Genomic DNA, 22,806 nt, shown 5'->3' with positions numbered 1-22,806 from the left:
TTTTCATGAGTGAACTCCCTTTACATACTTTCTAAGAAAGAAATACGCTGTTGCAAAATAAAATAGACAATAGACTGCCAAAACTGCAAGGGGTAAAAGAGATGCGGAGATTGGGCTACCGATTACCCATTGTTCAGTCTGCAATTTTGCATATGGCGTATAAGGAAGAATATTGGCCCAAAATTGCGTAAACAGAGGGGCATTATTTAAAGGTAAAGTGACCCCAGCAAAACTTAAAGAGGAGCCACCATAAACGGCAATAAAACCGTACGATTTAGCTAAGTCGCGAGTTGCCAATACAACAGTGCTGCTAATTAAGGCATAAGCGCTGTAAAAGAAAAATTGTCCGATTAAGATCATCCATAGATTGCCTGCAACAAACCAACCACGAATTTCAATGAGCCAGAACATCCAAGCCCATGTCCATGCAGTAAAAATCACAACATAGACTAAAACTTTAGACAATAAGGCACTAAAAATACTGTGCTGATTTAACCATTGTCCCGTGGTGTTAAATTTCAGCTCTTGTCCTACTGCAAAGGCCACACAACAGCACAATAATAAATGCAGAATTGCAGGAATCATAAAGGGTTCTAAGTAAAACTCATAACTTAAACTTGGATTATATAAAGGCGAGATTTTGACATTCGGCGTTGGAATATCCAAATACGGAATGCTATTGGCTAAATAGTTTTGCCGAGTGAAATCAATGGTCGCTTCTAGGGTGCTCAATAACATTGCAGATGAAATCGCATTGCCCACACTAAAATAACTTTGGTTAAAAGCAATGCTGATTTCGGCATCTTGAGCTTGAACCAGTCTCTGTTCCGCACCGGCAGGAATAGAAATATAGCCCCAAATTTGAGTCTGATTTAGCAGCTTTTCTACTTCATCGGGGTTTTGTGAAATTAGTGCAATTTTTAAAGCTGAATTATGACTGACATATTTTTCAATATTTCGACTCAGTTCGCTTTGGTCTTGGTCAATAATGGCAATTGGCAAATGTTCAGGCTTGCCCTGATAGAACATGCTGGAAAACAACACAATAATAAATAAAGGGGTAAGTGTGACTAAGCACAAGTCCCATTTATGTGTCAGTAAATAGCGCAGTTCGCGCAGCATGCCCGACCACATTATTGAGTCTCTTTAATTTTAAATAGAACGCTCATACCGACTTTTAAATCTGTGATTGGCTGCACAGGTGCCAAATGAATTTTAAAGCTGCGAATGTCATAGCCTCCAGTCTGGCGCGTGGTTTTAATGGTGGCAAATTCACCTTCGGCCTCAATATTCTTAATTTTAAAAGTCGCAGTTTGGTTCAGTGCAGGAATAAATCCATCTATGCTTTTGGTTTTATAAATTTGTGCATATAGGTCTTCACGTACATTTACGCTTACCCATAAATCATCATCTTGAATAATACTGACTACAGGCACTCCCATAGCCACCAGTTCCGAGACTTTGCCATAGGTTTTGGAGACTGTGCCGTCGATAGGAGAGCGCAGTTTGGTTTCCGCTGCTAAAGCATTGGCTTCGGCTACCGCTGCCTGAGCAATTTGAACTTGTGCATCGGCAGAAGATATCTGTTGTGGTGTGCTACCACGTTTGGCACGTGCATATTGTTGATAAGCTGCTTCCGTGAGTTGACTTGCAGATAATGCTGCGGCCTGCATTTCATCGCGTCGTTGGCGGGAAATCACGCCTTCTTTAAACAAGTTTGCACCACGTTGATAAGTGGTTTGAGCTAAGGCTTGTTGTGCTTTTAAACTTTGCCAATTGGCATAGAGCGTATCAATATTTTCCTGTTGTGAGCCTCGTTCAGCAGTCGATTGCAGTGCTAGGGCGGATTGTAAAACGCCTAAAGCTTGCTGTTTTTTTGCATCTACCTCAGGGCTAAATAAACGTATCAATTCCTGATCTTTGCTGACCTTTTGTCCATCATGCACATAAATTTCTTCAATACGACTGGGCACTTTAGTACTGACATGAATCGTGTCGGCTTCAACTCGCCCTTGTAATTCAATTTCTTTGGGTTGATAGCTTTTCCATAAACCAAACGCAATTAAGCCTAAAAGTAAAATAAGCAGCATTAAACCAATTGCCTTTATAGCTGCTGATTTTTTCGGTTCGCTGTTTGAATCTGTTGCTATTTGAGTTTGAGTCTTTTGCTGATTTTTGGCTTCCGTTTCTGCATCTGTTTGTTGTTCAATGGGTATTTCTTGCATCTCTGTTTTGCTATTTTGAGCTGATAGATCTGTAGAGTTTCCTTCCGATGAGGTATTTTCTACATCTTGATCAGACTTGCTTTGATCTTGATTCATTTTATTCCCCATCAAAAATTAACGAAGGTGGTAAGTTTGAGTTTGATTGATATAACTTTGAAATTGGTCAATCGAGCCGTGACTTTGCAATAATGTTGCCAATGACATGACATATTTATAAGCATTCAGTGCCATTTCACTTTTTAAGCCCGTTAAGGCATTTTGTGCATCAATCACTTGTGTGGCTGTGCCCATATCTTCTTTAAAAGACAGCGTTTGAATACGTAGGTTCTCTTGAGCCGCTTGCATATTTTGTTGTAATAGTTGATGACTTTGTTGTGCCGTCGTCACTTCACTATAGGACTTGTAAATAATATTCTCAATTTCTTGTTTGGTACGTTCTGTGATTAATTCAGAGGCATAGCGTTGTAATTCAGCGGCTTGAATATTCTTGTTTTTATCGACCCCTGAAAATAAATTATAGCGAGCGACCACACCGACAATCCAGTTTTGCTTGTCATCTAGACTGTACTCGCCAAAGGCAAAAAGATTGGGTTTTTTTGCCGCATTTTGCACTTTTACATTGGCATTGGCCAGTTGCGTATCCATTTGCATTTTACGAATGAGAGAGGATTGATCTTGATAGGTTTTAAGTAAGCCATTCAAAGATTGGCTTTGCGCAGAATTGACAAATAACGGTGTGCTGAGTTCGGTAATTTGGCTGCTTTGTAAAAAATTATTCAGTTGAAATAAGCTCGATTTGAGATTGGCTTCAGTATTTTGCTCTAGACGCTGCGCATTATTTTTTGCCACTTCAAATTGCATCCGTTGCCCTTTGCTAATAAAGCCCTGATTTTCCAGTTTGAGTGCATTGTTGTAATGCGTTTGCATGGCATTTAAATTGGAATGACTTGAGCTTAATAATTGCTTTTGCAGTTGCACATTAAAATAGGCCTGAATCAGTTCAAAGCGTTGTACATCTTGTTGTTGTTTACTGCTGAGTTGACTACGTTCAGCCTTAATATTCGCCACTTCTTTGGCGCTAGAAGTTAAACCACCCGTATATAAAGGCATCAGTATTGACACCGTTGGACGCACAACTTGATCTTCTAAAATCACATTGGCAGAATCTGGAAATAGACCAACACCACTATGAATGGCTTGATTAACGCCTTCTTTTAAAGGATCAGAAATATTAGGTGGCAGGTTTTCTTGATTAATACGGTCATTAATCCCTTGAGACAGGGTTTGTTCTAAATTGTTTTTAAATGAATTTAAAGGAATATCGACTTCATTATGAAAGGCATAAGCCCTGACATTTAAGTCGACACGTGGTAGACCTAAACCTTTGACTGCTTCTGCTTCTAATTTTGCCGCCTGTTGTAAGGCTTGATTGGCTTGTGTGCTATATGAATCGGTTAGTACAGATTGTTCCGCTTGTGCATAACTGATGCTTTGAGCAAGACTGATTGAACTTGACAAGATGGAAGACGAAAAAATTAAAATTTGTACAAGAGGTTTTTTAATCAAGATATCTCGCTTAAAACCTAAAAAGGGCGGTGAACGCTGTAACATCGAATAGACTCTCCACATCGTAATTTTAATTATAAAGCATCATTTAATGATGTGTTTTGATATCAGTGACTGCCTTGTGCGAGATGAATCAAGCGTGAAAAACATAAATTTATTGATTATATTGTAGCTAACCTCATACATTTAAATAAATATAAGATGAATTTACAAGTTAAACAGCCGAATAAATTTCCAGATGAATGTACGCTCAATCAAGCCATCGATCTTTTTTATCAGAAGAATGGTTTTGGGCCAATTGTTGGTGATCGTGAACCTTTAACCGTAGGCGTGTATACCGGTTGTTTAATTGTCCCTATGCCCAACATCGGTGTACGTCATAAGTATTTAAAATATCATGATATTCATCATATTTTAACAGGTTATACCGTGGGGCGTATTGGTGAAGGGGAAGTCAGTGCATGGGAGCTTGGAACAGGGTCAATGTTTAGCCACCCTATATTGGGTATCATGAATTTGATAGCACTGTCTACAGGATTTTTTTTAGAGCCTAAACGCATGTTACAAGCGTATAAATTGGGTTTGAAAAGTTCAAATAACTACGATTTAAAAACTCGAATATGGTTAGATTCGCATGCTGACGAGATCACGATACGCGAGCTGGTACAACTTAAATTGGCACATAAACCCAAGATTTTTTTGCACTGGCTGCGTTGGATTGAATTTGCAGTGTATTTAAGTGCGGCAATTTTAATTCATGCAATTGTGGTTATTCCTGCTTTAATTTTACGCATAGTGAGTTATTTACTTGCTGGCGAGCCATTCATTGAAATTATTAAACCTGCTAAGCGGTCAGATCTTTATTGAATTTTTGACTTTAAATGTCCGACAGCATTGAAATATTTTCAGGATAATTTACTGCAAGCACAGGCTATATGTGGTTAAATGCCATCATTTTATTGTGTTTCACTTTGAAAGGAAAAATCATGCGCGCGTATAATTTCTGTGCTGGTCCTGCTGCCTTACCTACTGCCGTTTTAGAAAAAGCTCAAGCTGAAATGCTCGATTGGCATGGCAAAGGTCTTTCGATCATGGAAATGAGTCATCGTAGTGATGACTATGTTGCTGTTGCAGAAAAAGCAGAAGCTGATTTGCGCAAATTGATGAACATTCCAGAGAACTACAAAGTATTGTTCTTACAAGGCGGTGCTTCACTTCAATTCTCTGCAATTCCTTTAAACTTGTTGGGTAAAAATAATAAAGCAGATTATATCCATACGGGTATTTGGTCTGAAAAAGCGCTAAAAGAAGCAAAACGCTATGGCGACATCAATGTCGTGGAAGCGGGCACCACCATTAATGGTAAATTAGCAATTACCGATCAAAGCCAGTGGAATCTATCTGATAATGCTGCTTATGTGCATTATGCAGATAATGAAACTATCGGTGGTTTGCAATTTGCAGGTATTCCAGAGGTGAATACACCTTTAGTGTCAGATTTATCTTCAAGCATTCTTTCAGCACCGCTTGATGTATCTAAATTTGGTTTGATTTATGCGGGTGCTCAAAAAAATATTGGGCCTGCTGGTTTAACTTTAGTCATTATTCGTGAAGACCTACTTGATCAAGCGAAACCCGAAATTCCAAGTATTTTGAAATATTCTGCACAAGCGAAGAATGATTCAATGGTCAATACACCATCGACTTATGCTTGGTACTTATCTGGTCTAGTCTTTGAGTGGTTACTAGAAAATGGCGGTGTGGATGCCATGCATAAAGTAAACCTTGCAAAAGCAAACTTACTTTATGGCTATATTGATGCAAGTGATTTCTATGCCAACCCAATTGCTGTTCCAAACCGTTCAATTATGAATGTGCCGTTTACTTTGGCAAATGCTGATTTAGAGAAATTGTTCTTGAAAGAAGCAGAAGCAAACCATTTGCTTAACTTGGCAGGTCATCGTTCAGTTGGTGGTATGCGTGCCAGTATTTATAATGCGGTGCCTTTAGAAGGCGTGCAAGCATTGGTTAATTTTATGGATGACTTTGCAAAACGCAATGGTTAATCCCTGACACTAAAAAGCCCATCAAATGATGGGCTTTTTGCTATTTATTGAAATGAGTTTGGTGAAATAAGTCTAGTAAAATAAGGTCAGAGAATAAAGTGGTGTAAAAGATAGGCAGACATAAACATGCCCAATACAAAAAACAGACATGAAATTGAGTCTAACTGGAAACGTTTGCTGAGTTGATGTTCAACGTGTTGTATATTTTCTTCTTGTAAGATTTTCATGGGAAATTCTATTCCGATTTATTTATCGTTAATTCCTATTGATGGCTTGTATTTTTAGCATAAAAAATTGATTAAATAAAGTACTAAATAAAAATATGCAATTAAAATATTTATTCTATAAAAATGTAGCGCTAGGTTAATCGTAGCTTCTAAGCAATGCAGGATTTTTTAAGATAAAAGTTTAAAATTTCGAAGTAAAAATATAATCAGAAAAGGATTTTAAATAGATCACGTTGAATTGAAAACTTTAAGTATTATTCAGTAAGTAGCATCCAGTGCTGTGAATAAATTGAAAGTCTAATATTTACGAAAAGTAAAATAGAGATACAAAAGCAGCTCAATATGAATGTTGATGATCACCATATTGAGCTGCTTTTTATAAATTATTGTTTTTTAGCGTGAATATTGACTTGAATCCATAAGTTGCCACGAATGAATTGACCAATCTGAAAGTCTTTGTACGCTGCATTTTTGCTTGCAATACGAATCAATGTTGCTTCTTGGTCTTCATCGTGAATTAGGGCAACGTCATAAAGCGTATATTCTTGCTCCATAAAGCGCATTGCAGTTTTGCCAACAATGTTGCCTTGGAACCAAGCTTCATCTTCTTGCCCCATTTTTTCGCCATAAAGATAAGCCACCATTTTTGAAAAATCGACGGTTACAGGTTCTTTATCATCGTCCGATTTGGGTTCCCAAGCGTCAATTTGTTCTTGCAAATTGGCAGGTGCAACACCGTTATTGGCAGCTAAAATATCATTTAAAGCACGGTGGTGTTTAATCGAAGCAGGATCATCAACCACTAATTGTTCATGGTTTGAAACAGCTTCAAGTTCATAAGCCCAAGCATTGAATTGAGCAAGATAGTTTTGATCTTTTTCATACTGCTCATGATTAACGCTATATAAGCTATCAAAAGCATAAACTACGGTATTTGCACCTAAATTAAGCTGTAAGACGGCCTGTGTATTTGATTTACACGTGATAATACGCTCAATCGTGGCATTCACTTTATATGGACTTTCAAAACTTGGAAATGCTGTTTTAACACATTGAGGTTTGTTGTTTTCAACCGCAATTACTTGAGTGATTTTTACAGCGGCTTTGTTTGGTCCTTGAATTAGCCATGTGGCTTCATCCATATCCGATTCTTCTTTACACAAACCCATCGGCATCACAGGTGCATCTAGTGCTAAGCCAAGCCACTTAGGCACATCTGTACATGGATTATCGGTAAGTAAATTCCAATGTTCGACATGGCTGCCAAAGTTCTGATCTTCAATGGTGATAATTTCTGGTCTATTTTGATTTTTCATATTCACAATTGATGTTGGGTTGTATTTGTATATTAAATCGAGGGTTATTTTTAAATTTCAAGTCATTCAGACTAAATTTAACCATTAAAGTAAGTGAAATAGAGAAAATACCTTGAATTAACCGAACTTAGGTCGCAATCGTTCTGTGCTAAAAAATGCAGCCTCGCTGAATTGAGGTAAAAGAGCTGAATGGATTAAGTGGATTTATCCATCATCTTGTCATACGGAATTTGCTAAACTAAGTGTTCATCTTTTTCTAGTTTTGGATGCTTTGTGCTGCCATTTAAACTTTGGGTCGATGCCGATGCATTGCCTAAAATTCTACGTGAAGTCATTCTTCGTGCTTCAGATCGCTATCAATTAGAAGTTACTTTTGTGGCCAACCAAAATGTCGGGATTACCCCTTCAGTAAGGATTAACTCCATTCAAGTGATGAGTGGGGCAGATGCCGCAGATAAAGAAATCATCGAACGCATGAAAGAGCATGATATTGTGATGACACAAGACATTCCTTTAGCGGCACAGGTGATTGAAAAGGGCGGAATTGCGATTCATCCACGCGGTGAGGTTTATACCACAGCCAATGTCAAAGCCCGTTTGCATTTACGTGATTTTATGGATTCTTTACGTGGGGCAGGTGTAAACACGGGGGGCCCGCCACCAATTTCTGAACGTGATAAACGTGAATTTTCCAGTTCACTCGATCAAACGATCCAAAAACAGAAACGTAAAACTGCACTTTAAGCCGAGCCCATTATGCCATCCAAAGCCAATATCGTGTCAACTTATGCCTTATTGGTGTTTATTTGGGCCACAACGCCATTGGCAATAGTGTGGAGCGTCTCTGATCTACATTTATTTTGGGCTTTGGTGCTGCGGTTTTTTATCGCTTTACCGCTGGCCATTATGTTGTTGCTGATACTCAGAGTTAAATTTCCAACGGATCAAATATCTTGGCATAGTTATTTGGCTGGCTCATTTAGCTTAATGGGTTCTCAGATCTTTACTTATATTGCGACCAGTTATTTAAGTTCTGGGATTATTGCTTTGATGTTTGGTCTCGCCCCAATAATGGCAGGTCTGATTGGATATTTTGGCTTTAAACAGCGTTTAAGTCGTTTACAGTGGTTGGGTATGGTGATCGCGGTGGCTGGATTAGCCATCATTTGTTTTGGCGGTGAAAATCAACATATCCATCCGATTGGGATTGGCTTAATGTTGATGAGCGTATTTACCTATGCGTTATCCATTTTCTGGGTCAAAAAAGTCAATGCAAATATTGAGCCTGTGGCTCAAGCAACAGGTTCGATTCTGGTCTCGACCATTGCGGCTATTTGTATCGTGCCCTTTATTTGGCAATATGCACCAACACATATTCCAACTGCGAAGTCGTTATTGGCCCTTATTTATACAGTGGTCATGGCATCACTGATTGCGATGTTCTGTTATTTTAAATTAGTACAAAATATTCAAGCGACGACTTTATCGTTAACCACCGTTATGACCCCGATGATTGCCTTATTGATTGGTGCTGTGCTCAATCATGAAGCATTGTCTGCAATGGTTTTTGTCGGGGCATTCATTTTGCTATTTGGTTTGTTTATTTATTTCTATCGCGACCTTAAGGCGAGTCGAACACTCGCCCATAAGATTAAATCTAATCCTTAAAATTTTTAATCTTTATTTTTACTTATAGAGATACATTCGGCAAGTTTAACGCGATCCTGTGGATGTAAGGTGATGAAATAGGCCCCTGTACGGAATTTGCCATTTTCTTCTGTTCGGCTATAGACCACTTGCGCAGTTGCAGCAATATGAAAGAAATTTTCAGGATGGCTTAAGGTCACATGAATGTAAGTTCCTTCTTGAATGAGACGCTCATTAAAGAAGCTGAATCCTGTTTCTGAAAAATTGACATCTTCAGGTATTGGTAACATGGATTGTACAATTGTGTCGTACAAGGAACCGGTAATAAGGTTTAATTTTTGGTTGAATAAGGATAAGATTCGAGCAATTTGTTGATCTCTTTCAGTTAATTGTTCTAATTCGTAGTTTAAGGCATGATCAAATTGATCTAATTCTGCGAGTAGTAGAAAATAACGTGGCAGCACAAAGTTAGGATCATAAGGGTCATTTAATGCGACATCATCAGAAATAATCTGATAATTAATTCGCAAGGCAGCATCTATACGTGACATCACACGTCGTTCCATGTTGCCACTTTGATGCTGTAAATTTTCCATAATTATTCCTCGGACTAGATGGTATGTTTAAACCAATCTCGCTGTATATAGGGTTGAGATATACCCGCGCACGGCGTAGTAACCACTTTATTTCTTTTATTGCGTTGGTTTCTATGATCGGTCTCACCTTAGGTGTGGCTGTACTCATTACAGTCTTATCTGTTATGAATGGTTTCGACCGAGAGTTGAAAAACCGTGTCTTAGGAATGATACCTCAAGCTACTGTTTCTTCAACGCAAATTTTAACAAATTGGCCAGAACTTGCAAAAAAAATTGAGCAACATGAGCATGTCAAAGGCGTAGCGCCATTTACTCAGTTACAAGGCATGCTGACTGCACAAGGGCAAGTGGCTGGAATTATGGTTTCAGGAATTGAACCTGAATATGAAAAAAAAGTCTCTATTATCCAAGATCATATGGTTGAAGGCAGCATAGACCGTTTGAAAAAAGGTGAGTTTGGCATTGTTTTAGGTAAACAAATGACGGATTCGCTTGGTTTGGGGCTTAATGACAATATTACTTTAGTGCTTCCTGAGGCAACGCCATCACCAGCAGGGGTAGTCCCCCGTTTTAAACGCTTTAAAATCGTCGGTATTTTTAGTATTGGTGCAGAAGTGGATTCGATGATGGGCTATATCGCCTTGAACGATGCATCTACATTGCTGCGTTTACCTGATGGTGCCCAAGGTGTTCGTTTAAAACTAGATGATATTTTCCTCGCACCACAAGTTGCCGATGACATTGTTAAAGACTTGCCTTCAAACTTTTATGCATCGAATTGGACTTTTACCCACGGTAATTTGTTTAGTGCCATTCAGATGGAAAAAGCCATGGTGAGCTTGCTGCTATTTTTAATTGTTTTGGTTGCGGCATTTAATATTGTGTCATCGTTGGTAATGGTGGTAACGGATAAAAAATCAGATATTGCGATCTTGCGTACACTGGGTGCTTCACCCTCAACCATTACCCGAATTTTTATGGTGCAAGGCACTATCATTGGCGTGATTGGTACAGTCTCAGGTGCTATTTTAGGGATTATTTTTGCCTCAAGCATCAGTAGTTTTATTGGTTGGATCAATACCGCATTTGGTTTGAACTTATTTGATGCCTATTTCATTAACTATTTGCCGTCTTATTTGCGTTGGCAAGATGTAGTGGTCATTGTTTGCTTATCCTTACTTTTAAGCTTCCTTGCAACGATTTATCCAGCATTCCGTGCTGCCAAAACTCAACCCGCAGAGGCTTTACGTTATGAGTAATATTGTCCTCGAAGCCAAAAACATTTCCAAAAGTTTTACTGACGGTAAAACAACAGTAGAAGTGATTAAGAACTTGTCCTTGCAAGTCAAAGCAGGGGAGTTTGTTTCGATTGTGGGTTCAAGTGGTTCAGGTAAAAGTACCTTGTTGCATGTGTTGGGCGGCTTAGATTGCCCAACAGAAGGACAAGTCTTTTTAAATGACAAACGCTTTGATATTTTGGGTGAAGCTGAACGTGGTTATTTGCGTAATCAGCATTTGGGTTTTGTCTATCAATTCCACCATCTTTTGCCTGAATTCAGTGCTTTAGAAAATGTTGCGATGCCATTGATGCTGCGTGCAGGCACCAACTACAAACAGTCTAAAGAGCAAGCCGAATACTTGCTGAATCGCGTAGGGTTGTCGCACCGCATGACGCATAAGCCCGGTGAATTATCTGGTGGCGAGCGTCAGCGTGTGGCTTTAGCCCGTGCCTTGGTGACTAAACCTGAACTGATGTTAGCCGATGAGCCGACGGGTAACTTAGATCGTAAAACGGCAGTGAAAATTTTTGAGCTGCTCAGTGAGTTACGTCGTGAGTTCAATATGGCCATGTTGATTGTGACGCACGATGAACAATTGGCCCAAGCGGGTGATTCTATTTTGCATATGCAAGATGGGGTTTGGATTGACAATTAGACACTGATCGATAAATTAAAAAAATGATTGAAGCTCACTCCGGTGGGCTTTAATATTGCGCAAAATTAAAAAACTATAAAAATAATGATGCAATTAATCTGTTTAGGCTGGGTCATTGGAATTGCCACGATGGGAAAAACCTTCCCAATCTTACAGTCGTTGCTTATTCCAAGTATTGTTCTTTTTATTCTCGTATTGTTGTTGAAATGGACAGTATTAAAACATGTCCATTCATTGTATTTCAAATGCCTACAACTCTGTATCGGCTTTAGTCTTGGCATAGCGCTGGGCTATAGTTATGCCTATCATCAACTGAATGATCGTTTGCAGTTTCGGGAACAGCAGACAGAACAGGTTGAAGTAATTGTATATGTCAAAAATTTGAATGAATGGGGTGGTCAATCCATACAACAAAAAATTCAGGTGTTGAATCGGCATGCCGAAGCTGTGCAATGGCAAGCATTTCTAAAAAATGAAATAGATTCCAAGCCTCAATTTACACTTGAACTGGGTCAATACTATCGCCTACAGGGCAACACACGACCTGCACATAGCTATGCAACGCAAGGTGCTTTTGATCAAGAGCAATGGTATCTTCAGCAAAATATCATGTCGGGGTTTAAAGTTTCAGCGGTACAAAAACTGTCTGAACAAGACATTTATGCTTTGGGTTATGCGCATTATTTAAGGCAACAACATTCAGTTTTGAATCAAATACAACTTTGGATAGAGCAACAACGTCTTGCGCTGCGTCATTTTATTGATCAACAACCTGTACGCAATAAAGGGCTACTTTTGGCTTTATTGACTGGTGATCAAAGTCTACTTCAGCCAGAAACTGAACAGTTGTTCCAACGCTTTGGAATGAGTCATTTATTGGCAATATCTGGGCCGCATGTTCTTATTTTTGCTTTACTGCTGTGTTGGGGTTTACATCAACTGATTTGCCGTTATTGTCCGCAAATTTATTTGAAATGCCCCAAGCAATATTTGTTGATTTTACCTTTTTGCATGTGCGTATTGTTGTACTGTGCTTTTGTCGGTTTTGAAATTCCAGCACTCAGAACATTATTGACCTGTTTATTGATTAGTGCGTTTGTACTCTTAAAGCAAAAGATTCAAGCCTTAAGTATTTTGCTGTTTAGTGCTTCAATTTTACTCATTTTTGATCCTTTTAGTATTTTATCGGCTGCTTTTTGGTTGTCTTATGGCGCGTGTTTTGTGTTGCTGCGTATTTACCAAACGGTGCAGCAGCAAAGTCATCTGGAAGAAATAAAGACTCGGACTCAGGCAATCAAAATCCAGCTGAAAATTTTAATCGAATCCCAATGGAAAATATTTTTGGCTTTGCTGCCACTGATGCTGATGTTCTTTAAACAAATCGCATGGGTGACACCCTTGAGTAATCTGTTTGCCATTCCATGGATTGGTTTGCTGATTGTGCCTTTAGATATTATTGCGGCATTGTGCTATTTCATTTTTGAACCTTTGGGCGGGTTATTGTTCCAGATCAATGACCTCTGTGTTTCTGGATTACTCATTTTTATTCAAGTGTTAGATTGGATTTTTTCACCCACATTACAACCGATTGCGATGAATATGTGGACATTACTCAGCTTATGTTTGGGCTTGATGATTCTATTTTTGCCGCGTGGTGTGGTGCCAAAATTGTGGGCTGTTGTGTGTTTTATTCCTTTGATTATGACGGATGTAGATAAAAATGATTTTGAATTGACGGTATTAGATGTGGGACAAGGGCAAGCGATTTTTATCCGTGATCAAGAACAGACCTTAATGATTGATATGGGGGGAAATTATGATGAAAGTAAATTTAGTGTGGGGAAACAGATTATTTTGCCATTTTTATCGGTGAATGGTGTTTCGCAATTGAATCAACTAATTTTGACGCATTTAGACCAAGATCATCGCGGTGGGTATGAGTCGATTAAGCATGATTTACCCATCAAAAAGGTATATTCCAATGAACAGGTAGAAGTCGAAAAGAAGAGTCAGTTTGATTATTGTCATCAAGGGCAACAGTGGCATTGGAGCGAGCGCGTCAATATTACCGTGTTATCACCGAAACCTGAGCACTTGGCAAAGGCTAAATTTGAAAAAAATGAAATGTCTTGTGTGGTTTATTTACAGGTAAAAAATGTTCAGCCTTATCAAAACTTTTTGTTGATGGGCGATGCAGGCTGGGAAACGGAATATCACATTTTACAGGCCTATCCTGATTTAAAAGTTGATGTTTTAGTTTTGGGACATCATGGTAGTCGACATAGTTCAGCCTATCATTTTCTAAAACAATTGAAGCCAAAATTAACAGTTGCTTCAGCGGGTTGGAATAATCGCTATGGGCATCCGAGTGTGATTGTTGAATCTCGTTTAAAAGAATTAAACATCCCATTACTGACCACCATCGAACACGGCAGTATTCGTTTTTTTAAGCAGCAAAACATCATGTCTATCGCATTTGAGCGAGACCGTCAGCAGTGGTTAAAGCACTAAATAATTTTAGTCTGCACATCTTGGTGACGGATGTCTTCAACTAATTTAAGGGCTTCATCTGTGTTTAAATGATAGATATGATCTAAAGCTGGATTGGCTTTAAAACGCTTATAACTCCAGTGATAATGTTCTGGATAACGACGAATTAAGTTTTCGATGGCTGCTAAAATAACAGCAGTACCCTGATTGGGATTGCCTTGGTAAATTCGATCATCTATCGGTTCAATGTGCATATCAAAACCATGATTATCATTACGCATCGCATATAAAAATAAAGTTTTGGCTTTGGTTTTTTGAATCAGTTTGGCACTTAAATTACTGGTCGCGAGCGGTATGCCAAAATAAGGAATCATTTCTCCACCAAAGTTAGGTGTGTGATCTGGCAAAATAACCGTTGTACCGCCTTGTTTTAAAGCTTTAAAAATTTGTCTGACACCCGACTCATCAGTCGGGACGAGGTTCGCTTGCTCACGACTTCGCGCTTCACGTACAAACTGATTGGCGGATTCATTTTTGACAGGTTTATAGAGAATGGTCATTTGGGTAAATTGAGCCAGATAGGCATTCATAATTTCCCATGTGCCAAAGTGCGGCACAATCAGTACCAAACCTTCAGCTGCTGTTACAGCATCTTTGAGTAGCTGCTCCCCAGTAACGGAATGAATACGTGCAATATTTTTATGGTTATCTGCACCCCAAATGCTAAAAAATTCGAAATATGAGGTCAGCTCATTACGAATCGCTTGCGGAATAATCTTCTCATGTTGTTCAGTTGTTAATTCAGGTAACGCAATTTGAAGATTAAGACGAATCGTATCTGACGTTTTTGATATTTTAAGTAAATTCACTAGACCTGCTAAACTTCGAGCAATAAATCTAGAAATTTGAATGGGTTGTCTACTTATGAATTTAAGTAAATGATACGTCGTATTCGGTGAAGTATGGTCAGTCATTGCCTATCGTCAATGTAGAAAAAGGGTCAAAAAGAAAAATATTATAGGGGAAAATATATTGTTTAGGCAGATTTCTATGATTCAGTGTATATAATGAGTTCAATTTAACTCATCATTGGATTATTTTCCATGTCCGATTGGCCGCCAAAACCAGAAAATGACATTCAGAATACACAACATAATACGCAAAATATAATTGGCAAAGAATGGCATATTTTAGAGAAAGCCGTTTTAGCATCGGTAGAAGAACAGCGCCGTGCACGTCGTTGGGGAATCTTTTTTAAATGTCTCACTTTTGCTTATATCCTTTTTGTTTTAGTGTTAATGGGGAAAAGTTGTAGCACATCAACCACCGATCCTACAGCCACCACAACTGTGCATATTGCGGTGGTTGATATTATTGGAACAATTGCTGCAGATAAACAAAGCGTGAATAGTGCAGATACGGTAAAAGCATTAAAGAAAGCTTTTGAAAGTAAACAAAGCCAAGCGGTGGTTTTAAATATTAACTCACCAGGTGGTTCACCAGTACAATCTGATGAAATCTGGCAAGAAATTCAATATTTGAAAAAGGCTCATACTGGTAAAAAGCTGTATGCCGTAATTGGTGATACAGGTGCTTCAGGAGCGTATTATATTGCGTCTGCTGCGGATGAAATTATTGTTAACCCATCCAGTCTTGTTGGATCGATTGGTGTCATTATGCCGAACTACGGTGTGACGGGTTTAATGCAAAAACTAGGTGTTGAAGACCGCACCATGACTTCTGGTGAGAACAAGGCATTACTTTCAATGACCCAGCCTGTAGATGGTGCACAAAAAGCACATGTACAGGGCGTACTGGATAATGTGCATGATCATTTTATCAATGCAGTTAAACAAGGTCGCGGTAATAAGTTGAAATCGCAAGATCCAGCAATCTTCTCAGGCTTGTTTTGGACAGGTGATCAAGCAGTGAAGTTGGGTATTGCAGATCGTACAGGTAGTTTAAATACGCTGAAACGTGAACTTAAAATTGATAAAGCTGTGAATTATACCATTGAATATAGTCCTTTTGATTCGGTACTTGGACGCATGGGAAGTTCGATTGGTCAGGGCTTTGCTAGCTCACTTTCACAGCAAGTCCAATCTGAACAAACGACAAAATTACAATGAAGCCACTGATTCATTTTGCGCACGCCAATGGCGTGCCATCTCAAGTTTATCAAAAGCTATTTGATTTACTGGAAGATGAATATGAGGTTATTTATGTGCCACTGCTTGGAACAGATAAGCGTTATCCGATTGACAATCATTGGGAAAGCCTAACCAATCAAGTGATTGACAGTATTGTCCGTCAAGCGAAGGGTAGACCTGTCATTGGTTTAGGTCACTCTTTAGGTTCAGTGCTGACCTTTCAAGCAGCATTGAAACGACCTGAGTTGTTTGAGCAAGTGATTATGCTTGATCCACCGATGATTATGGGTAAAGACGGTTTTGCATTGCATGTTGCTAAACTGTTGAAGCTCAAAGCGGTGGATCGGATGTCACCTGCGGCATTGTCATTGCGTCGTCGTGATCATTGGGATAGTCGTGAACAAGCAGCGGAATTGCTGCGCCCGAAAGGTTTTTATAAAGACTTTGATGCCGACTGTTTTCAAGCCTATATCGACTATGCTTTAACCGAAGACAAAGTTCGTGGTGGGGTTGAGCTTACCATTCCAAAAATGGATGAAGTGAAGGTTTTTAGAACCAATCCATCATTGTGGTGGTTACCTCAGAAAAAAATTCATCTGCCAATCCATATTCTGGTTGCAGAACAAAGTCCATTTTTACCGCGTCGTTTTCCACAGATGGTACAAAAGAAATTTGGGGTGCCTTTTAGCATTACCGCAGGTAGTCATATGTTCCCATTGGAGCATCCCGTTGAAGTTGTAAAATTGATTAAGCAGTTGATTCGGCAACAAGCCAAATAATTGCTATATGCATATTAATATCAATAAAAAAACGCATCCGAGGATGCGTTTTTTTAATCTTTAAATTTGTTAGAACTTGGCAAATTGCACAGGTTCAAGCATAACTTGACCACGATACAAAACAGCCTTTTCAGTATGTTGAATTGCACCTGTACAAATCCATTCCACCACTTGCGGGTAAATGACATGTTCAAGCACATGTACTCGGCTTGCCAGTGAATCGGCATTATCATGCACATTCACTTTCAGTACACCTTGCGCTAAAGCTTGACCTGCATCCAGTTCTGCCGTTACATAGTGAACAGTACAACCGTGGAAGACATCGCCCGTATTCAGTACGCGTTTGTGCGTATGCATACCTTTATAGTTGGGCAATAGAGAAGGGTGGATATTGACCATTTTCCCTTCCCATGCTTGCACAAATTGAGCACTTAAAATACGCATAAAGCCGGCCAGAACCACTAAATCAACATCCCAAGCGAGCAATTGTTGATGCATCACATCATCAAATGCTTCACGGTTGGGATATTGTTTATGTTCAATTACCGCAGTGGCAATACCTGCTTTTTGAGCACGTTCTAAAGCATAGGCTTCAGGCTTGTTGGAAATGACCCCGACAATTTGCCCCGATAGATTGGCATCTATCAACGCTTGTAAGTTACTTCCACTGCCTGAAACAAGGACAGCAATTTTGATCATGCGAAACACATCATGCAAAGATTACGCGAATCTTTTCATCAGCACCGGCAACAGATTCAGCATTGTCGACAATGTGACCCATATTCCATGCTTTTTCGCCAAGGCTGGTCAATAATTCAACCGTTTTATCAGCATCTGCTGCATCAACTGCAATTACCATACCTACACCACAGTTAAATGTGCGATACATTTCGTGCTGTTCAACACCGCCTTCACGTTGAAGAAGTTTGAACAGTTCTGGCCATTCCCATGAAGATTCATTAACAATCGCTTGAGCGCCATTTGGAAGTACACGAGGTAAGTTACCTGGTAAACCGCCACCTGTAATGTGTGCCATTGCATGAACATCAACTTCTTTGCACAGTTGAAGTAATGATTTAACGTAAATACGTGTTGGTTCCATTGCCACATCTGCAAGTGAGCGACCATCTACGATTTGGTTTAAATCGACGTTTTTCACATCTAAAATTTTACGCAGTAAAGAGTAACCGTTTGAGTGTGCACCGCTTGACGCGACACCAATCAATACATCACCAGATTTTACTTTGCTACCATCAATAATTTTGCTTTGCTCAACTACGCCTACACAGAAACCTGCAAGGTCATAATCTTCACCTTCATACATGCCTGGCATTTCAGCAGTTTCACCGCCAACCAATGCACAGCCTGCAAGTTCACAACCAGCACCAATACCTGTTACTACATTGGCAGCAACATCGACATTTAAGTGACCCGTCGCATAGTAGTCAAGGAAGAATAATGGTTCAGCACCACAGACCAGAAGGTCGTTTACGCACATTGCAACCAAGTCTTGACCAATAGTGTCATGACGGTTCAAATTGAGTGCTAAACGTAATTTTGTACCAACACCATCTGTGCCAGATACGAGAACAGGTTCTTCATAACCTTTAGGGATTTTACAAAGAGCGCCGAAGCCGCCTAATCCGCCCATAACTTCAGGACGTGCAGTGCGCTTAGCGACTGATTTGATTCGGTCGACTAGTGCGTCTCCCGCTTCAATGTCGACACCCGCATCTTTATAGCTTAAACCAGTGTTTGGGGAAGTTGAGTTGCTCATATTGAAGTCTCCGCATTCGCGCCGCGATTATACCCGAATATACGAAACTCTTATGTTATTTATGCACCAAAATGCTATCTTTATTCAAATATTTTACTTTCTATAACGAATAAACCTAAAAAAGGCTCGAATCTATGGTTGATCGCACCTTACGTCGTATTTTTATACTCTCAGGGATTGCACTCATCCTTTGGGTTTTGTATTTGCTTAAGCCTGTGGTACTGCCTTTTATAGCCGCATTTTTAGTTGCTTATTTATTTAGTCCATTGGTGGATAAACTTCATAGAATAGGTTTGCCGCGCTGGTTATCTATTGGCATTGTTTTTATCGGTATTGGTGTCATTGTTACTTTGGCAATTTGGTATGTTGTTCCATTGGTTTGGCAACAGCTAATCTATGCACGAGACAGTATTCCCGCAGGTATTCATTGGTTGAATTACACCTTTTTACCGTGGGTATCGCAGACTTTTAATGTTGAAGCAATGGAAATTGATACTGAGCAGATCTCCAAAGTTGTTATGGAATATATTCAGACCAATTATAGTGCCGATAGTATTCAGAGTGTGGTGTTGCGTGTTGCACAATCGGGCTTAAACTTTATTCAAATTGGCGGTGTTGTTGTTTTAATTCCGATTATTGCCTTTTATTTTTTGCTGGATTGGGATCGTATGCTGGATAGTTTACGTCGCCTGATTCCTCGTCATTATGAAAAAATCACCTTAGGTATTGTGGGCGAATGTCATAATGTACTGGGCGCATTTGTGAAGGGGCAATTTTTAGTGATGTTCCTGTTAGGTGTGGTTTATGCTGTTGGTTTACAATTGATTGGTTTAGAGGTCGGCTTGATTATTGGGATGGTTGCAGGCTTGGCCAGTATTATTCCTTATCTCGGTTTTGGGGTAGGTATTATTGCCGCAGTGATTGCAACGCTTTTTCAGTTCGGAATTGATTGGACACATTTGGCACTGGTGATTATTGTTTTTATGATTGGACAAGCCATTGAAGGTTATATTCTTCAACCTTTCCTGTTGGGCGATAAAATTGGTTTATCACCCGTTGCCGTGGTTTTTGCAGTGTTAGCAGGGGCACAACTTGCAGGTTTCCTAGGGATGTTGATTGCCTTACCTGTTGCAGCTGTGATTGTGGTTTTACTTAGACATGCACGTGAGTCGTATGAAAAAAGCCGATTGTATGACTTATCCGCTGTGGTTATACAGCGTTCTTCATCAGGTGCAATGAGTATGCAAACTGGACAAATAGAGCTAGATATTGAAATTCAATCTGAGGCACTAAAAAATCAGCAAGGTGCTGAAAAATCGAGTAAGATTGAACCATTAGACAATAAAGAACCCTAAGGTCAAAACACATATATGCGTCAACTGCAGCTAGATATAGAACCTCAACTCGATGCTCGAATCAGTGATTTTTCGGGTCCAAGTTGGGGGCATGTTATTGATGCAGTTCGACAGCTACATGCAGGTTTAATGAATCGTTTTTATGTCTATGGTGGTGCGGGTTCGGGTAAAAGCCACTTACTTTCTGCTATTTGTGATTCTTATTTAGATGTTGGTAAATCTGCAATTCAAGTTTCATTACTTGAATTGCTTGATGCACCAACTGAGGCGATCACATCCTTAGACCGCTATGACCTTGTTGCATTGGATGACATTGAAGCGATTAGTGGCGTTCCACATTGGCAAAAAGCAGTTTTTCATTTAATTAATTATAATAATGAGGGTGGAGGGCAGTTGGTTTTCTCTTCCCGTATAGCACCTATAGAATTAAAACTGGAACTTCCAGATTTACAATCACGTTTAACCCAAGCAGTCAGTGTGAAAGTGCCAACGGGCAGTTTATATGCAGATCGCTATGCGCTCGTAACATCGGTATTAACACGTCGTGGCATTCATATTGATCAACAAGTTATAGACTATTTACTTATGCAAGGACCGCATCAAACCTCTGTTTTATTACAAACCTTAGAGCAATTGATTCAGTTGTTAAAGGGCGAAAAAATTAAAATTAGTCATGCGAATTTAAGACAAATTTATGCCTTAATTGATGAATATCGGTAAACAATAAAAAATCTTGAGAAATTATTAAAGCTGTGACAAAGTACAGCAAAATAGTTCGATGTTGCAGGGAATTTGCAACTAAAGAATAAAAATATATAAAGAACACAAGGAGAAAGATATGCTCAAACGGAGCATAGGCATAGGCATGTTATGCGTTGCAGGACATGCTTATAGCGGCGAAATTAAAGTTACTACAATTGAGGATGTTTCTAAAGATGACACGGAGTGTTCTCTTCGTGAAGCCATTGAATATGTCAATAAAGACTTTGTGGATAGTGGTTATCAGGGTTGCGTGGGGCGTATAAAAGACACGGACTCCAGCATATTATTAGAGAGTAAATTAACCTATAAATTAAACACACACATTAAAATTTCAGCACAGCTCAATTTAAGGACACTTTATAACGATACAACAGGTTTTGATAAGCCTGCTGCTGGCATTAATAATGCCATGATAAAAATGTTGGGTAAGGACAATATTTTCGTTATCGATGATACAAAAAAAGAACTCATCAGCATAAAAATGACTGAAGTGACACTTCAAGGTTGTAATCAGTCTGTGTGTGCCGACCAAGGTGGACTGATTTATAACAATGAATTTCTGACTTTAGAATATGTAAAATTATCGGGTGGTAGCGCAAGACAAGGTGGAGCGATTTATAACTTTGCTGTGCCTGTGGGGCAAGATGCTAAAGAACGCAGTTTTGTAAATATTAAGTACAGTTTATTTGAAAAGAACACAGCAGCTGAAGGGGCTATTCTTTATAGTCAGGTTCCACAATTTAGAATATCAAATTCAGTTTTTCGTGAAAATGAGACGACAGTAGTAAGAGGGGCAAATATATATTCTGCTGCATCTTTAGATGATGCTGCAATTGCTGTTTTTCCTTTAATGACCCATAAAATCGTCAATAGTACTTTTTATAAAAACAAAGGTTTTATCATTAATGTCCGCGATGGCATTGGTTTAAATAATCTTACAGTGGTTGGGAATTCAGCGGGTATTCAATTTAATGCGCCCTTAAAAAAAGCATATCTTGCTAACAGTATTGTGTTGGGTAATCCATATCCAATGACAGAAGATAACAATTGTTATTTTAAGGCAGATGATAAAAGTTTTCTACAAAACAACCTTGTCGTAAATAGTTGCACATCTGGTGATGGAAACTTCCCAAATAATATTTGGCAAGGGACTGAGCTTATTGCTGGCAATGATTTAGAAGGGAAATGTAAGACTTTAACTGAAGATCCAAATGCGCTGTTGTGTCCTTATGTTCAATCGGATACTGCTTTTTTAGGATATTTCCGACCACGAATATTGATGAGTTATAAAACCTTATTTGAAAGCTTAATTATTAACAAAGGTAAATTACAGCTTGATTCAACTGCAAAAATCGTGGCTTGCGAAACGTCAGATCAACGTGACAATATCCGAGATGACGATCAGCATACCTGTGACCGTGGGGCAATCGAAATTATTGTGCCGAATACGAGTCTAGTTGGTCAGGATTTAATTCTTGGTGATGTTGCCAAAATAAATATTGCCGACAAACTCGGTGATAGTGATTTAATTCCGAAAGAAGAATGTGAAGCACTAAAAGATAAATTAGATGAAAAAGCATTCGGTGAGTCATGGCAGGCTGGCTGTATGCAAGTGATACAAGTCAAGACACCATCAAAAGGTAAGCTTACCATTGATGAAGCAGGAAATTTGGTTTATACCCCCCAAGGTTCGTGGGCGGGCGCAGATATTTTTAAGATTCGTTTAGTGACGTCAACCACTCGTTTTCATAAAACTAATCCATATCTTGAGATTAATGTACAAATTGTACAGCAACCCAAAAATGATATGGAAAGCAGCAAAGTGAGTACATCAGGTGGGTCATTTGGATTCTTCAGTCTATTTACAATATTAGGTCTTGTTGGACTGCGCCGATATAAAAATAAGCAAGGATGA

20 protein-coding genes are annotated in these 22,806 nt (G+C 39.1%); 12 read left to right on the top strand and 8 right to left on the bottom strand.

Annotated elements, in window-relative coordinates; all coding sequences use genetic code 11:
* Nucleotides 1-3: 3 nt before the first annotated feature.
* The 3 genes from BLV99_RS05145 to BLV99_RS05135 all read right to left on the bottom strand — a co-directional run bounded on the left by BLV99_RS05145 (nt 4) and on the right by BLV99_RS05135 (nt 3,836).
* Nucleotides 4-1,134 carry an ABC transporter permease gene (locus BLV99_RS05145; RefSeq protein WP_092688341.1) on the bottom strand — a complete coding sequence of 377 codons (1,131 nt, stop codon included), beginning with the start codon at nt 1,132-1,134 and terminating at the stop codon, nt 4-6.
* Nucleotides 1,134-2,225: an HlyD family secretion protein gene (locus BLV99_RS05140; RefSeq protein WP_425283516.1), complete on the bottom strand. Its 1,092-nt coding sequence runs from the start codon at nt 2,223-2,225 to the stop codon at nt 1,134-1,136. The genes BLV99_RS05145 and BLV99_RS05140 overlap by 1 nt, the downstream gene beginning before the upstream one ends.
* Before the next feature lie 114 nt (nt 2,226-2,339).
* Complete coding sequence (locus BLV99_RS05135; RefSeq protein WP_244516278.1) at nt 2,340-3,836, bottom strand: TolC family protein; 1,497 nt, start codon at nt 3,834-3,836, stop codon at nt 2,340-2,342.
* A 156-nt stretch (nt 3,837-3,992) separates the two neighbouring features.
* Here BLV99_RS05135 and BLV99_RS05130 point away from each other — a divergent pair, with 156 nt between their 5' ends.
* Together BLV99_RS05130 and serC are read left to right on the top strand one after the other, a co-directional pair.
* Nucleotides 3,993-4,658, top strand: a complete 666-nt coding sequence (locus BLV99_RS05130; RefSeq protein WP_092688335.1) for a hypothetical protein — start codon at nt 3,993-3,995, stop codon at nt 4,656-4,658.
* A gap of 119 nt (nt 4,659-4,777) precedes the next feature.
* On the top strand, nt 4,778-5,857 hold the full coding sequence (gene serC, locus BLV99_RS05125; protein WP_092688430.1) for a 3-phosphoserine/phosphohydroxythreonine transaminase: 1,080 nt from the start codon (nt 4,778-4,780) through the stop codon (nt 5,855-5,857).
* A gap of 610 nt (nt 5,858-6,467) precedes the next feature.
* Here serC and BLV99_RS05120 read toward each other — a convergent pair.
* Nucleotides 6,468-7,400 (bottom strand): hypothetical protein, encoded by a 933-nt coding sequence (locus BLV99_RS05120; RefSeq protein WP_092688332.1) that lies wholly within the window; start codon nt 7,398-7,400, stop codon nt 6,468-6,470.
* A 273-nt stretch (nt 7,401-7,673) separates the two neighbouring features.
* Here BLV99_RS05120 and BLV99_RS05115 point away from each other — a divergent pair, with 273 nt between their 5' ends.
* Together BLV99_RS05115 and BLV99_RS05110 are read left to right on the top strand one after the other, a co-directional pair.
* Nucleotides 7,674-8,144 carry a YaiI/YqxD family protein gene (locus BLV99_RS05115; RefSeq protein WP_004648315.1) on the top strand — a complete coding sequence of 157 codons (471 nt, stop codon included), beginning with the start codon at nt 7,674-7,676 and terminating at the stop codon, nt 8,142-8,144.
* A 12-nt stretch (nt 8,145-8,156) separates the two neighbouring features.
* Nucleotides 8,157-9,068, top strand: a complete 912-nt coding sequence (locus tag BLV99_RS05110; RefSeq protein ID WP_092688329.1) for a DMT family transporter — start codon at nt 8,157-8,159, stop codon at nt 9,066-9,068.
* Nucleotides 9,069-9,073: 5 nt separating this feature from the next.
* Here the strand turns inward: BLV99_RS05110 and BLV99_RS05105 are convergent, their stop codons facing one another.
* Nucleotides 9,074-9,643 (bottom strand): PilZ domain-containing protein, encoded by a 570-nt coding sequence (locus tag BLV99_RS05105; RefSeq protein WP_086184924.1) that lies wholly within the window; start codon nt 9,641-9,643, stop codon nt 9,074-9,076.
* A gap of 23 nt (nt 9,644-9,666) precedes the next feature.
* Here BLV99_RS05105 and BLV99_RS05100 point away from each other — a divergent pair, with 23 nt between their 5' ends.
* From BLV99_RS05100 to BLV99_RS05090, 3 genes are all read left to right on the top strand, one after another.
* Nucleotides 9,667-10,902, top strand: coding sequence for a lipoprotein-releasing ABC transporter permease subunit (locus BLV99_RS05100; protein ID WP_074946404.1), 1,236 nt, complete (start codon nt 9,667-9,669; stop codon nt 10,900-10,902).
* Nucleotides 10,895-11,578 carry a lipoprotein-releasing ABC transporter ATP-binding protein LolD gene (lolD, locus tag BLV99_RS05095; protein ID WP_086166060.1) on the top strand — a complete coding sequence of 228 codons (684 nt, stop codon included), beginning with the start codon at nt 10,895-10,897 and terminating at the stop codon, nt 11,576-11,578. The genes BLV99_RS05100 and lolD overlap by 8 nt, the downstream gene beginning before the upstream one ends.
* 84 nt (nt 11,579-11,662) lie before the next feature.
* Nucleotides 11,663-14,089 (top strand): DNA internalization-related competence protein ComEC/Rec2, encoded by a 2,427-nt coding sequence (locus BLV99_RS05090; protein ID WP_092688326.1) that lies wholly within the window; start codon nt 11,663-11,665, stop codon nt 14,087-14,089.
* Here BLV99_RS05090 and BLV99_RS05085 read toward each other — a convergent pair.
* Nucleotides 14,086-15,042, bottom strand: a complete 957-nt coding sequence (locus BLV99_RS05085; RefSeq protein WP_092688324.1) for a lysophospholipid acyltransferase family protein — start codon at nt 15,040-15,042, stop codon at nt 14,086-14,088. The two genes, BLV99_RS05090 and BLV99_RS05085, sit on opposite strands and share 4 nt — an antisense overlap.
* 129 nt (nt 15,043-15,171) lie before the next feature.
* On the opposite strand from BLV99_RS05085, the gene sppA reads away from it, so the two are divergent.
* A complete protein-coding gene (gene sppA, locus BLV99_RS05080; protein WP_092688322.1) occupies nt 15,172-16,197 on the top strand; it encodes a signal peptide peptidase SppA in 1,026 nt (341 codons plus the stop codon).
* A complete protein-coding gene (locus tag BLV99_RS05075) occupies nt 16,194-16,997 on the top strand; it encodes an alpha/beta fold hydrolase (protein WP_092688320.1) in 804 nt (267 codons plus the stop codon). The genes sppA and BLV99_RS05075 overlap by 4 nt, the downstream gene beginning before the upstream one ends.
* A 69-nt stretch (nt 16,998-17,066) precedes the next feature.
* On the opposite strand, the gene purN is transcribed toward BLV99_RS05075, so the two are convergent.
* Together purN and purM are read right to left on the bottom strand one after the other, a co-directional pair.
* Nucleotides 17,067-17,696 carry a phosphoribosylglycinamide formyltransferase gene (gene purN, locus BLV99_RS05070; protein ID WP_092688318.1) on the bottom strand — a complete coding sequence of 210 codons (630 nt, stop codon included), beginning with the start codon at nt 17,694-17,696 and terminating at the stop codon, nt 17,067-17,069.
* 10 nt (nt 17,697-17,706) lie between these two features.
* The gene (gene purM, locus BLV99_RS05065) at nt 17,707-18,774 is read right to left on the bottom strand and encodes a phosphoribosylformylglycinamidine cyclo-ligase (protein WP_086184931.1); all 1,068 of its coding nucleotides are present in this window, start codon (nt 18,772-18,774) and stop codon (nt 17,707-17,709) included.
* A gap of 134 nt (nt 18,775-18,908) precedes the next feature.
* Here purM and cxpE point away from each other — a divergent pair, with 134 nt between their 5' ends.
* From cxpE to rbtA, 3 genes are all read left to right on the top strand, one after another.
* On the top strand, nt 18,909-20,129 hold the full coding sequence (gene cxpE / locus BLV99_RS05060) for a chloramphenicol efflux transporter CxpE (protein ID WP_086184932.1): 1,221 nt from the start codon (nt 18,909-18,911) through the stop codon (nt 20,127-20,129).
* A gap of 15 nt (nt 20,130-20,144) precedes the next feature.
* Entirely contained in the window at nt 20,145-20,849 is a 705-nt protein-coding gene (hda, locus tag BLV99_RS05055) for a DnaA regulatory inactivator Hda (protein ID WP_086184933.1), read from the top strand.
* A 118-nt stretch (nt 20,850-20,967) separates the two neighbouring features.
* Nucleotides 20,968-22,806, top strand: a complete 1,839-nt coding sequence (rbtA, locus tag BLV99_RS05050) for a rhombotarget A (RefSeq protein ID WP_092688316.1) — start codon at nt 20,968-20,970, stop codon at nt 22,804-22,806.

This window comes from Acinetobacter kyonggiensis (assembly GCF_900107285.1).
Lineage (GTDB): Bacteria > Pseudomonadota > Gammaproteobacteria > Pseudomonadales > Moraxellaceae > Acinetobacter > Acinetobacter kyonggiensis.
The sequence above is the reverse complement of the archived record's forward strand: the minus strand, read 5'-3'. Positions and strand labels throughout refer to the sequence as shown.

Coding starts and splice junctions, on each gene's coding strand:
- serC (WP_092688430.1), top strand. CDS start 4,778: ATGCGCGCGTATAATTTCTGTGCTGGTCCTGCTGCCTTACCTACTGCC.
- purM (WP_086184931.1), bottom strand. CDS start 18,774: ATGAGCAACTCAACTTCCCCAAACACTGGTTTAAGCTATAAAGATGCG.
- BLV99_RS05105 (WP_086184924.1), bottom strand. CDS start 9,643: ATGGAAAATTTACAGCATCAAAGTGGCAACATGGAACGACGTGTGATG.
- BLV99_RS05085 (WP_092688324.1), bottom strand. CDS start 15,042: ATGACTGACCATACTTCACCGAATACGACGTATCATTTACTTAAATTC.
- rbtA (WP_092688316.1), top strand. CDS start 20,968: ATGCTCAAACGGAGCATAGGCATAGGCATGTTATGCGTTGCAGGACAT.
- sppA (WP_092688322.1), top strand. CDS start 15,172: ATGTCCGATTGGCCGCCAAAACCAGAAAATGACATTCAGAATACACAA.
- purN (WP_092688318.1), bottom strand. CDS start 17,696: ATGATCAAAATTGCTGTCCTTGTTTCAGGCAGTGGAAGTAACTTACAA.
- BLV99_RS05110 (WP_092688329.1), top strand. CDS start 8,157: ATGCCATCCAAAGCCAATATCGTGTCAACTTATGCCTTATTGGTGTTT.
- BLV99_RS05130 (WP_092688335.1), top strand. CDS start 3,993: ATGAATTTACAAGTTAAACAGCCGAATAAATTTCCAGATGAATGTACG.
- BLV99_RS05140 (WP_425283516.1), bottom strand. CDS start 2,225: ATGCAAGAAATACCCATTGAACAACAAACAGATGCAGAAACGGAAGCC.
- BLV99_RS05075 (WP_092688320.1), top strand. CDS start 16,194: ATGAAGCCACTGATTCATTTTGCGCACGCCAATGGCGTGCCATCTCAA.
- BLV99_RS05135 (WP_244516278.1), bottom strand. CDS start 3,836: ATGTTACAGCGTTCACCGCCCTTTTTAGGTTTTAAGCGAGATATCTTG.
- lolD (WP_086166060.1), top strand. CDS start 10,895: ATGAGTAATATTGTCCTCGAAGCCAAAAACATTTCCAAAAGTTTTACT.
- BLV99_RS05145 (WP_092688341.1), bottom strand. CDS start 1,134: ATGTGGTCGGGCATGCTGCGCGAACTGCGCTATTTACTGACACATAAA.
- cxpE (WP_086184932.1), top strand. CDS start 18,909: ATGGTTGATCGCACCTTACGTCGTATTTTTATACTCTCAGGGATTGCA.
- hda (WP_086184933.1), top strand. CDS start 20,145: ATGCGTCAACTGCAGCTAGATATAGAACCTCAACTCGATGCTCGAATC.
- BLV99_RS05120 (WP_092688332.1), bottom strand. CDS start 7,400: ATGAAAAATCAAAATAGACCAGAAATTATCACCATTGAAGATCAGAAC.
- BLV99_RS05100 (WP_074946404.1), top strand. CDS start 9,667: ATGTTTAAACCAATCTCGCTGTATATAGGGTTGAGATATACCCGCGCA.
- BLV99_RS05090 (WP_092688326.1), top strand. CDS start 11,663: ATGATGCAATTAATCTGTTTAGGCTGGGTCATTGGAATTGCCACGATG.